The organism is Aeromonas sp. MTB, assembly GCF_056632455.1.
Genome location: NZ_CP147026.1, coordinates 4,191,132 through 4,205,092, shown reverse-complemented (window position 1 = coordinate 4,205,092; position 13,961 = coordinate 4,191,132). Strand labels below are relative to the sequence as shown.

11 protein-coding genes are annotated in these 13,961 nt (G+C 60.0%); 5 read left to right on the top strand and 6 right to left on the bottom strand.

The genetic code is table 11. From position 1 onward, the window contains the following. Positions 1-282: 282 nt before the first annotated feature. The 6 genes from WBR25_RS19215 to WBR25_RS19190 form a co-directional block, all read right to left on the bottom strand. Entirely contained in the window at positions 283-2,838 is a 2,556-nt protein-coding gene (locus WBR25_RS19215) for a TRAP transporter permease (protein ID WP_019444684.1), read from the bottom strand. A 103-nt stretch (positions 2,839-2,941) separates the two neighbouring features. After that, complete coding sequence (locus WBR25_RS19210; protein ID WP_005339950.1) at positions 2,942-3,913, bottom strand: TAXI family TRAP transporter solute-binding subunit; 972 nt, start codon at positions 3,911-3,913, stop codon at positions 2,942-2,944. Between the two features lie 413 nt (positions 3,914-4,326). Beyond that, the gene (locus WBR25_RS19205) at positions 4,327-6,480 is read right to left on the bottom strand and encodes a S9 family peptidase (RefSeq protein WP_479748974.1); all 2,154 of its coding nucleotides are present in this window, start codon (positions 6,478-6,480) and stop codon (positions 4,327-4,329) included. 234 nt (positions 6,481-6,714) lie between these two features. Further along, entirely contained in the window at positions 6,715-7,146 is a 432-nt protein-coding gene (locus tag WBR25_RS19200) for a DUF411 domain-containing protein (RefSeq protein ID WP_005348551.1), read from the bottom strand. Between the two features lie 46 nt (positions 7,147-7,192). Then, positions 7,193-7,516, bottom strand: a complete 324-nt coding sequence (locus tag WBR25_RS19195; protein WP_479748972.1) for a hypothetical protein — start codon at positions 7,514-7,516, stop codon at positions 7,193-7,195. A gap of 88 nt (positions 7,517-7,604) precedes the next feature. Next, on the bottom strand, positions 7,605-8,327 hold the full coding sequence (locus WBR25_RS19190; RefSeq protein ID WP_005348556.1) for an SDR family oxidoreductase: 723 nt from the start codon (positions 8,325-8,327) through the stop codon (positions 7,605-7,607). A gap of 142 nt (positions 8,328-8,469) precedes the next feature. Here WBR25_RS19190 and WBR25_RS19185 point away from each other — a divergent pair, with 142 nt between their 5' ends. The 5 genes from WBR25_RS19185 to WBR25_RS19165 all read left to right on the top strand — a co-directional run bounded on the left by WBR25_RS19185 (position 8,470) and on the right by WBR25_RS19165 (position 13,591). Further along, a complete protein-coding gene (locus tag WBR25_RS19185) occupies positions 8,470-9,312 on the top strand; it encodes a LysR family transcriptional regulator (protein ID WP_005339957.1) in 843 nt (280 codons plus the stop codon). 101 nt (positions 9,313-9,413) lie between these two features. Further along, a complete protein-coding gene (gene kefF, locus WBR25_RS19180; RefSeq protein WP_005339958.1) occupies positions 9,414-10,010 on the top strand; it encodes a glutathione-regulated potassium-efflux system oxidoreductase KefF in 597 nt (198 codons plus the stop codon). A 67-nt stretch (positions 10,011-10,077) separates the two neighbouring features. Continuing rightward, positions 10,078-11,934 carry a monovalent cation:proton antiporter-2 (CPA2) family protein gene (locus WBR25_RS19175; protein ID WP_479748971.1) on the top strand — a complete coding sequence of 619 codons (1,857 nt, stop codon included), beginning with the start codon at positions 10,078-10,080 and terminating at the stop codon, positions 11,932-11,934. Continuing rightward, a complete protein-coding gene (locus tag WBR25_RS19170; protein WP_005339984.1) occupies positions 11,931-12,317 on the top strand; it encodes a SirB2 family protein in 387 nt (128 codons plus the stop codon). Before WBR25_RS19175 ends, WBR25_RS19170 begins: the two co-directional genes overlap by 4 nt. A 287-nt stretch (positions 12,318-12,604) precedes the next feature. Then, entirely contained in the window at positions 12,605-13,591 is a 987-nt protein-coding gene (locus WBR25_RS19165) for a helix-turn-helix transcriptional regulator (protein ID WP_005339987.1), read from the top strand. Positions 13,592-13,961: the final 370 nt, after the last annotated feature.

Below are 13,961 nucleotides of genomic sequence, written 5' to 3'. Positions count from 1 at the left end.
CGGGTAGCTGGCCAGTTGCATTGCTGCAATTGGCGCGCACTTCAGATGGGTCGCGAACTATCGGAAAGTGAAACAGAGACCCGGCGTGGCCGGACACCAATATGGAACATGCTATTTGCGAGGGGGTGACATGGACATGTCACCCCACTTTTTTGGCCGCTCGCCACCGTTTATCTTTTTCCATGATTGTTGCTCATCGCAAGAGCCGCAGAGGGCAAGGCAATAACAAGGCAATAAAAAGAGGGCCGCAATAGCGGCCCTCTGTCTCATCTGCCCGGTGGATTAACCGGCCTTGACGCTGCGGCGACGCTGCAGCCAGACGATCACCCCGAACAGCAGGAAGCCCGGGATCCACATCCACTCCTTGGTCCAGCGCTCGGTCGGCGCCTTGACGGTGAGGATCTCCTGATCGAACTCCAGTCCCATGGTGGCGGCCGGGCTGCCAAAGGCGACGTTGTCGATCAGCGTCTTGCCATCCTGCTCATAGAGGCTCAGCCCCAGATTGGCCAGCCGCTCTTCGCCATTTGCCCCATCCGGTACGGCGACCAGCAGGGTGAACTTGCGCGGTTTGCCCACTGCATCTTCACCGAGGATCCGCAGCCGCAGGGTGCTCTCCGCCTCCACTTCACCCATGGTTTGGGCCAGCTGGGCAGGCGGGGTCTCGCGATAGGGGTCGTGCACCATGTCCATCCAGAAACCCGGGCGGAACAGGGTAAAGGCGACCAGCAGCAGCAGCACGCTCTCGTACCAGCGGCTCTTCACCAGGAACCAGCCCTGGGTGGCGGCGGCGAAGATCAGCATGGCGATGGTCGCCACGATGAAGATCAGCACCCCGTGGGCGAAGTCCACGTCGATCAGCAGCAGATCGGTGTTGAAGATAAACAGGAACGGCAGCGCCGCGGTACGCAGGCTGTAGTAGAACGCGGTGATCCCGGTCTTGATGGGATCGCCCTTTGAGACAGCCGCAGCCGCGAAGGAAGCCAGTCCCACCGGCGGGGTCACATCCGCCATGATGCCGAAGTAGAAGACGAACAGGTGCACCGCGATCAGCGGCACGATCAGCCCGTTTTGCTGCCCCAGCGTTACCACCACTGGCGCCAGCAGGCTGGAGACGACGATGTAGTTGGCCGTGGTCGGCAGCCCCATGCCGAGGATCAGGCTCAGCAGTGCGGTGAGCAGCAGCATCAGCAGCAGGTTGCCCATGGAGAGGAACTCCACCAGATCCGCCAGCACCAGACCAACCCCGGTCTGGGAGACCGCACCCACGATAATCCCCGCGGTGGCAGTGGCAATGCCGATACCGATCATGTTGCGGGCACCGGCGACCAGCCCTTCCCGCAGATCCACCACGCCGTCAGCGACGGTGCCGTAGTCGTGCTTGCCGTCCTTGCGCAGCCAGTTGAGCAGCGGGCGCTGGGTCAGCAGGATGATCACCAGCATCACGGTCCCCCAGAAGGCCGACAGCCCCGGCGAGAGGCGTTCCACCATCAGGCACCATACCAGTACTACCACCGGCAGCAGGAAGTGCAGGCCGGAGAGCAGCACGGCGCGGGTGTTGGGCAACTCGGTGAGCGGCTTGTCGGGATCTTCGGCAGGCAGCGGTTCATTGCTGGCGGCGATCTTCAACAGAGCCACATAGGTGGCAGCCAGCAGTACCGAGATCCCCGGCAGGGCGTAGTCACCCAGCGCAGGTTTGAGCCAGCCGAGGCCATAGTAGACCGCCAGCGACAGGCCGCTGATGAGGGCCGCGCCAAAGGCAAAACCGGTCAGGCGACGCAGCCAGGGTTTGGGTTGATGGTTGCCGATGGGCTGCATGCCCAGTTTCAGCGCCTCCAGATGGACGATGTAGAGCAGCGCTATGTAGGAGATGGCGGCAGGCAGGAAGGCGTGCTTGATGATCTCCACATAGGGGATACCCACGTATTCCACCATCAGGAAAGCCGCAGCCCCCATCACCGGCGGCATGATCTGGCCGTTGACCGAGGAGGCCACTTCGACCGCCCCCGCTTTCTCTGAACTGAAGCCTACCTTCTTCATCATCGGGATGGTGAAGGTGCCGGTGGTCACCACGTTGGCAATCGACGAGCCGGAGATCAGGCCGGTCAGGCCGGAGGCGACCACTGCCGCCTTGGCCGGGCCGCCGCGCAGGTGACCGAGCAGGCTGAAGGCGAGCTGGATAAAGTAGTGACCGGCACCGGCCCGCTCCAGCAGGGCGCCGAACAGCACGAACAGAAACACGAAGCTGGTGGAGACGCCAAGGGCGATGCCGAACACCCCTTCGGTGGTGATCCACTGGTGGTTGGCCAGCGCGGTAAAGCCTACCCCGCGATGTGCCAGCAGTCCCGGCATCCAGGGGCCCGCCAGGCTGTAGATCAGAAAGACGATAGCGATGACCGCCAGTGCTGGCCCCAGGGCGCGGCGCGCCGCTTCCAGCAGCAGCGGAATGCCGATGCAGGCGGTCACCAGATCGGCGGTGGTGAGGGTGCCGGGACGCAGCGCCAGTGCTTCATACATCACAAACAGGTAAGAGGCGGCGCCAGCAGCGATCAGACCGAGAGCGATATCGCCGAGGGGAACCCGATCCCGTGGCGAGGAGCGAAATGCCGGGAACACCAGAAAAGCGAGCAACAGGGCAAAGGTGAGGTGAATGGAGCGGGTTTCGGTGTCATTGAGTACGCCAAACCCCACCATGAAGGGGAGTGGCGAGGCGATCCAGAGCTGGAACAGCGACCAGGCCAGCGCCAGCGCTGTGATGAGCCAGCCCATGATGCCCAGCGGCAGGCGAGCGCCCACATCCTGGGCGATCAGTTCCTCGGTAGAGAGTTGTTTATCTTGCATAGGGTTAACTTGTGCCAACGAGTACAACAAGAGCGACACCCGCCCCCGCAATCAGGCGGCAGACGGGTGTCGAAGAGAGTGACAAAGGCCCCGGGGCCTTCAATCAGAGCCAGCCGCGCTCTTTGTAGTAGCGGGCAGCCCCTTCATGCAGCGGTGCAGAGAGACCCACCTTGATCATGTCGGCCTCTTTCAGGTCGGCAAAGGCAGGGTGCAGGCGCTTGAAGCGATCCAGGTTGTCGAACACCGACTTGACCAGCTGATAGACCACTTCCGGATCGGTTTTGGCGCTGGTGGAGAGCACCGCTTTGCCACCGATGGAGGGGGTCGGTTTATCGCTGCCCTTGTAGATGCCGCCCGGGATCTCGGCCTTGCTGTAGTAGCTCTTCTCGGCCAGCAGTTTGTCGATGTCGGCGCCGGTCACAGGTACCAGTACTGCATCTGTGGTGGTGGAGGCTTCCTGAATGGCGCCGTTCGGGTGACCGACGAAGTAGCTCATGGCGTCGATGTTGTTGTCACCGAGGGCGGAGGCCTGTTCGGCCGGTTTCAGCTCGGAGACCAGACCGAAGTCACCCTTCTTCCAGCCTTTGACCGCCATGATCTCTTCCATGGTGTCACGCTGGCCGGAGCCCGGGTTGCCGATGTTGACGCGCTTGCCTTTCAGGTCGTCGAAGCTGGCGATCTTGGCATCGCGGCGAGCCAGGATGGTGAACACCTCGCTCTGCAGGGAGAAGACGGCGCGCATATCGTCCATGGCCCCTTCGGCCTGGAACGGTGGCAGCCCCTTCATCGCCTTGAACTGGTGGTCGGATTGCATGATGCCGAAGTTGAATTCACCGCTGCGGATGCCGTTGACGTTGGCTACACCGCCGCCACTGGCCGGGGCGTTGCACTTGATCTGGTGATCGGCGGCGCCGCGATTGAGGAAGCGGCAGATGGACTGGCCAGCGACATAGTAGACGCCGGTCTGACCGCCGGTGCCTATGGTCACGAAGCGCTCCTGCGCTTGTACAGGACCACCGAATGAAACACCGACCAGAGCCGCCGACAGGGCGCATGCCAAAGTTAATCCTTTCATTTTTTCTCCCTTTTCTTTGATTTTGTTTATCCGATCCCCGGATAAATTGATGGCAATCCCGTTTTGCGCCGGGCTTGCCCGCTCTTCTCGTTGCGCGAAAGCGGGGGAGTTGATCACCCCCTTTCCGGCAGTCACCCTCATCCTGTGGTGAGGCTACCGACCTCCTGTCGGTCGAAGATAAATTGGCCCCTGAGGGGCCAAATAAAAAGTTGCAAGCACTCCGATTAAGCACATTCACCCAACATAAATCAAACGAAATGGCAAAATAGCGGAGTTAAATCTTGAGAAACATGACCTCGATCATTCATTTTCTTGCCGAAGATTAATTTGATATGAAGGGAAATGGAAGAGGGAAAAACTACGAGAGGATTCTTATGCGGCCCTTGAATGACAAGGGCCGGAGTCATGAGAGATCAGTTGGCCGGGGTGGCCAGATCCAGGATAAAGGCGTATTCCAGCGCGATATCCTCGTAGGCTTTGAAGCGGCCCGACTTGCCGCCGTGGCCGGCGTCCATGTCGGTGTTCAGTAACAACTTGTTATCATCTGTCTTCAGTTCGCGCAGCTTGGCGACCCACTTGGCGGGCTCCCAATACTGCACTTGCGAGTCGTGCAGCCCGGTGGTGACCAGCAGGTTGGGGTAGGCTTGCGCCTTCACCTGATCGTAGGGGCTGTAGCTCTTCATGTAGTCGTAGTAGCGCTTCTGGTTCGGGTTGCCCCACTCGTCATACTCCCCGGTGGTGAGGGGAATGGACTCGTCCAGCATGGTGGTAACCACATCGATGAACGGCACCTGCGCCACCACGCCGCGATAGAGTTCGGGCGCCTGATTGATGACCGCCCCCATCAGCAGGCCACCGGCGCTGCCGCCCATGGCGTAGACCTGATCTTTGGCACCGTAGCCTTGCTCAACCAGCGCCTTGGTGACATCGATAAAGTCATTGAAGGTGTTCTGCTTTTTCAGCAGTTTGCCATCTTCGTACCAGTGACGGCCCAGCTCTTCACCACCCCGGATATGGGCGATGGCGTAGACGAAGCCTCTGTCCAGCAGGCTCAGGCGCGAGCTGCTGAAGTCGGGATCCATACTGGCGCCGTAGGAGCCATAGCCATAGACCAGCAGCGGATTCTTGGGCGCATCAGCCTGCTCTTTCTTGAACTTGTCCTTGCGATAGACCAGCGACACCGGCACCGATACGCCGTCGCGGGCGGTCACCCAGAGCCGCTCGCTGGCGTACTGGTCGGCCTTGAAGCCGGCCACCGGTTGCTGCTTGAGCAGGGTGCGCTTGCCGCTCGCCATGTCCAGCTCATAGGTGGAGGCGGGGGTGGTCATGGAGGAGTAGCCATAGCGCAAGGCGCTGGTATCCGGTTCCGGGTTGTAGGCGAGCCAGGTGACATAGGCGGGATCGTCGAAGGCGATCTCCTTCTCGTCACCGCTCTGCCAGTTGATCTGGCGCAGTCGGGTCAGCCCCTTGTTGCGCTCTTCCAATACCAGCCAATCCTTGAACAGGGCGTAACTCTCCAGCAGCACGTCCGGATTGGGGGCAATCACCGCCTTCCAGCGATCCACCGGGCTCTCTTTGGTCTCGTAGAGGCCGAAGTTCTTGCCGTCCTTGTTGGAGCGCACATAGAAGCGGCCGCGGTAGTGATCCAGGCTGTATTCGTGATCCACCTGACGGGGCAGGAACAGGCGTGGGGCGTGCTCCGGCTGGTTGGCATCGATCAGCCGCGCTTCGCCTGTGGTGGTGCTGGAGAGGGCGATGACGATGAAATCTTCCGAGGTGGTGGCGTAGAGGCTGATGTAGAAGGAGTCATCCTTCTCTTCATAGACCAGCTTGTCCGTGGCCGGATCCGTCCCTAGCGTGTGGCGATAGACCTGATAGGGCAGCAGGGTCTGCGGGTGCTTGCGCACATAGAAGACGGTCTTGTTGTCGTTGGCCCACACCAGATTGCCGGAGGTATTTTCCAGTTTGTCGGTGGCCCACTGGCCGCTCTCCAGATCGAGGAACTGGATCTGGTACTGACGGCGGGAGAGGAAATCTTCCGCCACCGCCAGCCAGCGGTTGTTACGGCTCACCTCAAGGGCGCCGAGGGCATAGAACTCGTGCCCTTCTGCCCGCTGGTTGCTGTCGAGCAACAGGCTCGACTGCTCTTCACCGAGCTTGGTGCGCGAGTAGATCCCGTACTCCTTGCCCGGCTCATAGCGGGTCTGGTAGCGGTAGCCGTTCTTCACATAGGGTACCGACTCATCCTGCTGGGGGATGCGGGCGACCATCTCTTTGTAGAGCTGTTCGCGCAGGGGTTGGGTCGGCTTGAGGATGGCCTCGGTATAGGCGTTCTCGGCCTTGAGATAGTCCAATACCTCGGGCTTCTGCCGCTCGTCGTCACGCAGCCAGTAGTAGTTGTCGATGCGGGTATCCCCGTGTTTTTTCAGCGTGCGGGGATGTTTGGCGGCCACGGGCGGCTGGATTGGATGTTCGCTTGTCAGCATGGCGGGCTCTTCATTGGCATAAGTGGGGGGGAGAACTGTCAGAAAGGCTAGCAGCAGAACTCCTCGGGAAAAGGTAAACATGTCGCATCCTTGGCGCTGGAAAGGGTTGGTAGACCTGAGCATCGGCTCCATGAATTGGCGTTAAATCTGCCCCTTGTTGCCGGTGGTTGCAAGCAATCCCTTGTTATTGCAGGAAATGTAATCAAAAAAAGCCGCTATCTCGCGATAGCGGCCCCTTCTCTGGCCATGAGCGGCAAGAGTCCGCTCAGGTGTGCCTCACATGATATGGGAGTGCCCACTCATGGCCAGTTTTCGTCAGCCGGGGTAGCTCGACCAGCGGTTGGTCGCGCCCTCGTTGCTGATACTCAGTACCTCATAGGGATGGCCCGGAATATCCATGCCCGGCGCACTCTGGGGCATGCCCGGAATGGTCAGGCCACGGATCGCCGGTTTTTCCCTGAGCAGCTTCTGTACATCGGCGGCCGGTACATGCCCCTCGATCACATAGCCATTTACGATACCGGTATGGCAAGAAGCCAGTTCCGGCGCGATACCGTATTGCTGCTTCACTGCGCCGAGCTGTTCGGTTTCGATGACGTCCAGTTCGAAGCCATTCTGCTCCATGTGCTCGTTCCAGCTTTGGCAGCAGCCACAATATTTGGATTTGTAGACGGTCATCTTCTCGGCCGCGAGAGCCGAAAAGCTGACGGTACCGGCCAGCATGGCCAGTAACAGGGGTTTGTACATCACTCACCTCAGATTGAAAGAAAAGATGCCCGATACGGGATGCGTTTCAGATCCGGGGGCGTGGGGGACGTTCGAGCCGCTCGCACGGAGCGTCCGGCATAAAGAGAGAGGGGGAGGCGAAGTCGGGGGGATCCGGTTCCAGCACGGCGACCGTCAGGCTGTCGCTGCCTATCAGCGTCATCGAGAGGGCGGTGGTAAAGCTGCCACAGGGCATCGCTTTTTCCAGGGTACGCTCGCTCTGGCTGCAGTGGGTAGTCAGGGTACAGAGGTCGGTTGCGGCCCGGCTGCCAAACGACATCAACACCAGCACCAGACTCCACAAGGGGAGCCAGCGACGGGCGTGAGCGAGTTGGCGACGGGTGAGAACCATGGAATGACTCGAAAATAACAAGGGGCACATGGTAACCCTGTGCCCCGGGGGAGGGTCAAGCCCTCCCCATGGTGTCAGTCAGCCAGGATTAAGGTTGCTGACGGGTCGCCGCCAGCACGATCTCGCGCACGCAGACGTTGGCAGGCTGGTTCCAGGCGTAGAGCACGGCATCGGCGATCACTTCCGGCGCAATGACGCCGCCCATCTGATCTTTCCAGTCGTGGTAACCGGCCTTGATGCTCTCGTCAGTGGTGTGGCTGAGCAGCTCGGTCTCGACCGCACCCGGGGCAATGGTCACCATACGCACGCCGACATCGGCCACCTCTTCCCGGATGTTCTCGGTCAGGGCGTGCACGGCGAACTTGGTGGCGCAGTAGGCAGCATGGTTCGGGAAGGTCTTGCGACCGGCAATGGAGCTGATGTTGATGATGGTACCGCTGCGGCGCTCCTTCATGCCTGCCAGCACTGCGTGGACGCCGTTCAGCACCCCCATCACGTTGATGTTGAGCATCTGTTGCCACTCGGCGGGATCCTGCACATCTGCCTGACCAAGCAGCATGACACCGGCGTTGTTGACCATGCAGCCGACCGGGCCAAATTTGGCTTCTGCCTGCTGGACGGCGGCTTTCATGGCGGCGGTGTCGGTCACATCGACCCCGATGCAGAGGGTATCGGGCAGGTTCAGTGCCTGCATCGGCTCGACCCGGCGGGCCAGCAATAGCAGCGGATGACCGGCGGCAGAGAAGGCACGGGCGATGGCGGCACCGATCCCGGCAGAGGCACCGGTGATCACGACGAGAGATTTGGACATGGGTCTTTCCTTCTGATTCAAGAGTCGGTTTGAGCAAACAGGTGGCTGGCCAGCACGGAACCCAATCACTATAGTCACTGCATCTATAAGTGATAAATATTGTTTTCCGCTGGTTATCATCTGAAAAAACTATGGTTGGTTTATGCTGGACTTGAGATTGCTGCGTTTCTTCATCGCCATCTATGAAGAGAAGAACATCACGGCGGCAGCCGAGCGCTGCCACGTCAGCCAGCCCTCCCTCTCGGCGGGGCTACGCCAGCTGGAAGAGGCGCTCGGTGACAGCCTGTTTGTCCGGGGCAAAAAGGGGGTGGTGGCGAAAGATCCGGCCCACTATCTCTATCCTCACGCGGTCAAGCTGGTGGAGGAGGCGCGCCGTTTGCCAGAGCTGTTTCGCCAGAAAGCGACGCGTGCGAGGCTCAATATCGCCATCATGCCGGACTTGAGTCGCCGCCGGGTGGCCGGGCTGTTGCAGCAAGTACAGCGCGTGTTGCCGCAACTGGATCTCACCCTCTCCGACTACACCACACCCGCCGACTGCCGTTTGACGCTGGATGCCTTGCGCCGGGAGGACGAGATCTTCCTGCCGCTGTGGGAGGAGGATTACGTGCTCTGCGTGCCGGTCGATCACCCCCTGGCCAGTCGCGAAAGGATCGAGCTGGCCGAGCTGCAACATTATGATTTTATTGAGTGCCCGCCCTGCGAAGCCCATCAGCAGACTATCGGCCTGCTGGCCTGTGACCGCCTTACCCTCAATCTGGTGGCCAAGGCCGAGAGCAAGGGGCTGGTGATGGCGCTGGTGCTGGCGGGGGTCGGCATCAGTTTTCTGCCGGACGGGCTGGTCGAGGATGAGGCGGGGCTCTGTACCCTGCCGGTGAGCGGACCGCGGATGTTTCGCCGGATCGGGCTCTGCTATCCCGCCCACCAGACCCTCAATCCGGCGCTGCGGGAGCTGATCCCCGAGTTGGCAGGCTATGGCGCTTCCTGATAAGGTCGCTCTCCTGTGCACCTTTACGATGCAGTTCCCCAGACTCCCCTTTTCTGTTTACCGCGCCTTGCACAGCAAGGCTTTGTTCGGGTGATGTGGTCATGAAACGCATTCTGGTTATTTTTTCCCATCCCGCGCTGCAGAGCTCGCGGGCCAACAAGCAGCTGTTGCAGGCGATTGAGGGGCTGGAGGGGGTCACGGTTCACGACCTCTATCAGCACTATCCCGACATGTTTATCGATGTGAAGCGGGAGCAGGCGCTGCTCTGTGAGCACGATATCATCGTCTTCCAGCACCCGTTTTACTGGTACTCCTGTCCGGCCATCATGAAAGAGTGGATGGATCTGGTACTGGAGTATGGCTACGCCTACGGCCCCGAAGCCCACGCCCTCAAGGGCAAGCAGTGGCTGAGCGCCATCACCACCGGCGGGGCGCCGGAGTCCTACTGCAGCGAGGGGTACAACAGCCGACCGCTGCTCGATTTTCTGCTGCCATTTCAGCAGGCGGCCACCTTGTGCGGCATGAACTGGCTGCCCCCTTTCGTGCTGCACTCCTTTCACAAGATCAAGGATCCCGCCGCCCTGCGCCGCTGTGGGCAGGACTACCGTCAGCTGCTTTGCGCCTTGCGTGACGATCAGCTGACTCCGGAGCAGCTGGCCGGGCGTCCTTATCTGCGCGACTTGCTGGAGGTGCTCTGATGACACACGGGCAGCTTGTTGGCCGAGCTCATGAGCCGGATCAGATGTTCATGCGGAGGGCCGACTGATGGGCCACGGGATCCTGTTTGATGCCTTTATCTACCTCTCCGCCGCCGTCATCGCGGTGCCGCTGGCCAAGCGCTGGGGGTTGGGCTCGGTGCTCGGCTACCTGCTGGCGGGGATCATCATAGGCCCCTTTCTGCTGGGGCTGGTGGGGGAGCAGAAGGATGTGATGCACTTCGCCGAGTTTGGCGTGGTGCTGATGCTGTTTCTGGTCGGTCTTGAATTGCGTCCGGCCCTCTTGTGGCAGCTGAAGGGGCCGATCCTCGGCACCGGCGGCCTGCAGGTGCTGCTCACCACGGCGGCGCTGACCGGCGTGGCGCACCTGATCGGTCTGCCGCTGCAACAGGGGCTGGCCATCGGCCTCATTTTGGCGCTCTCCTCCACCGCCATAGTTTTGCAGAGCCTGCAGGAGCGCAAGCTGATGCAGAGCGAGAGCGGTCGCTCCGCCTTTGCGGTGCTGCTGTTTCAGGATATTGCGGTCATTCCGATCTTGGCGATCCTGCCGCTGCTGGCCATGGCGCCGGTCGCCAGCAATGGTGGCTCCGAGCTGGCGGGTTGGCAGCATGGTCTGCTGGTAGTCGCGGCCATCTCCGGCATCGTGTTGGGTGGCCACTATCTGATGCGGCCGGTGTTCCGTGCCATCGCCCAGTCCCATATGCGGGAGATCTTCGTCGCCGCCGCCCTGTTGCTGGTGATCGCTATCGCTGTGCTGATGGAGTCGGTGGGGCTTTCGCCTGCACTTGGCTCCTTCCTCGCCGGGGTGGTGCTGGCCGACAGCGAATATCGCCATGAGCTGGAGGCCGACATAGAGCCGTTCAAGGGCTTGCTGCTCGGCCTCTTCTTTATGTCGGTGGGGGCGGGGATCGACTTCGGGCTGTTTGCCGAGCACCCCTTCCTGATACCCACTCTGGTGGTTGGCCTGATGGTGCTCAAATGGCTGGTGTTGATGGCGCTTGGCTTCATTATCCGCATCTCGCCGAGTCAACGCTGGACCTTCGGGCTGGCGTTGGCGCAGGGGGGCGAGTTTGCCTTCGTGCTCTTCTCGTTTGCCGCCCAGAACCGGGTGCTGCCCGGTGAGACCATCTCGCTGCTGACGCTGGTGGTAGCGCTCTCCATGGCGCTCACCCCACTGCTGCTGATCCTCAACGATCGGGTGATCCAGCCCTGGTTCGATTACCGTAACCAGAGCGACGCACCGCAGCATGAGCAACCTGAGCTGGTGGAGCATCCGGTGATCATCGCGGGCTTCGGCCGCTTCGGCCAGATCGTGGGGCGTCTGCTGCATGGTCACGGCATCGGCACCACCATCCTCGAGCAGGATGCCAGCCAGATAGAGACCCTGCGCAAGTATGGCTATCAGGTCTTCTATGGCGATGCCAGCCGGATCGACCTGCTCCATGCCGCCGGGGCGCACAAGGCGAAGTTGCTGGTGCTCTCCATCAACGATCCTGCTACCTCGTTGGCGGTGATCGAGATGGTGCAGAAGCACTTCCCGCACCTGAAGATCCTGGCGCGAGCGCTGGATCGACCCCATGCCCACGAGATCCTGCGCCACGGGGTCGAGAGCGTTCACCGGGAAACCCTGGGCTCTGCGGTCGATCTGGGGGGGGAAGCCCTGACCCAGCTCGGTTTTCGGGCCAACCAGGCCTGGCGGGCGGGGCAGACCTTCAAGCAGCACGATAACTGGCTGTTGCGTGAGCAGGTCAACTATCTGGATGACGAACACACTTATATCAACAAGAGCCTGCAATACCGGGAGATCCTCTCCGATCTGTTGCAAGACGACGAGGAGGGGCAGGAGCGTATCCATGCCCACAACTGGAACAGCGGGCTACCCGACGACGACAAGGAAGCAAAATGATTGCCTATTACCCCATGTTCAAACACCTGCATATGACGCTGGCGCTGGTCAGTCTGCTGCTCTTTATCTATCGCTGGAGTCTGGCGCTGGCCGGCAGCGATCGGTTGCAGCAGAAGTGGCTGAAGATCCTCCCGCATATCAACGACACCTTCCTGCTGCTGTTTGGTGTGTTGCTGGCGGTGGCCTTGCAGTTGAGCCCGGGTCAACAACCCTGGCTGATGGCCAAGCTGGTTGCCCTGGTGCTCTATATCGGTCTGGGTGTCATGGCGCTCAAGCGCCCGGCCCGCGGTCAGAAGCTGGTGGCCGGTGTGGCGGCGCTGGCGGTGTTTGGCTACATGGTCGGTGCGGCCATCACCAAGTCAGCCTGGTCGTGGCTGATGTGAGCCAAAGGGGAGAGTCATGCTCTCCCCTGAAATCATATTCTGCGATGAATTAATTAATTGAAGTTTTATGCTGACAATAAATCGCAACATAGAACTTTCATTTGAGGGATTTTTGGCTAATTTTAGCCTCTAGCGGCTCCTTTTTTTAGTGTATTGTCTTTGTAAATCAATTGTTTAGTGTGTTTTGTATGAAAATGGCGACAGTTGTCGCAGCAAAACTTGCGACATAGACTGTCGCAAGTCACGACTAGCATACAGTCAACGCTAAACCAGTGAAGGCAAGCACCATGAGCAAGAAGCTGTTACGACAACTGACCTTGGCGCGTTGCATCCCGCACCGCCCTTACAAGCTGACCGCCAGCCAACTCCAGGTAAAACTGGAAGAGGAAGGCATCCACGTCAGTCTGCGTACCGTGCAACGGGACCTGGAGGAGATGTCCGGCATGGGACTGTTCGACCTCACCTCGGACGAGCGCAGCAAACCCCATGGCTGGTGCTTCGAGCGCCACGGCCTCAACGACTTTGCCAATATCATGCCGCTCTCGCTGGCGGTGGCCCTGAAAACTTGGAGTGATCAGGCGAGCCAACTGTTGCCGGCGAGTGTACTGACCGAATTGAATCCGCTGGTCGACAAGGCGAGTCAGGTGATCCGCGACAGTCAGAGCGAACTGGCCGAACGCTGGCTGGAGAGTGTCCACCAGTCACCGCGCCCGTTTGCCGGCAACCCGGAGATCCGCCGCAGCACCCTGATCCGCGATGCGCTCTGGCGTGGTCGCAAGTTCAGTGCCGAGATCCAGCGCGTGATCAAAGAGCGCACCGTGTGGCTCTGCTACGACCGTATCAACCCGCTCGGCATTCTCAATCAGCCGGACGGTCCGATCCTGCTCTGCACTCTGTCCGAGCTGGATCCCAAGGTCTACGGCATCCCGTTTGACCATATCAAGAACGTGGAGCTGACCAACTTCAGCGCCACCCAGCCGAAGGATTTCAATATCCAGAAGCTGATCCGCGATCAGGGCTATCAGGATGTGAGCGGCCCAATCCGCTTCGTCGGCCGGATCGATGCCAACAGCCAGTCGCTGGTGGATAACCAGATCCCCGGCAACAATCCGCGTATGACCCGCTATGACAAGCGCAGCGTGGTGGTGGAGACCGAAGTGCAGGACACCCCGGAGTTTCGCAGCTGGTTGAATAACATCGGCGGTGAACTGGAAGTGCTGGCACCGGAATCGCTGCGCAAGGCCTATCTCAATCCGGCCAACCGCTTGAGCTGATTAAAAAATTGGAATGTTGAAGAGTCGAGCCTGGTCTCGGCTCTTTTTTTTGCGGTTTTTTTAAGCATATTTATTCAACTAATTTTTAAGTCTTAACGTCAGGATTGAACCGTTTTCCTGCCCCGTTTTTGGGGGCGAAACCCGTGTAAGAGATCTGCCATAGCTACTGTAAGAGGCTGGCGCTTTGAGCCGTACGCGAAGCCATGCCAGAATGATCGAGCTTTCCTGTGAAACTAAATAAGTGGCTGATATTAAAGGGTTAGTTTTTAAGTTCATTTTTTGAGATGGGAGCTGCATCGGATCTTTATCATCGGATGGCCCTTGTTCGGGGTGCGCATTTCCTTAGTATGGGTCTCACAAGGACGGAGCT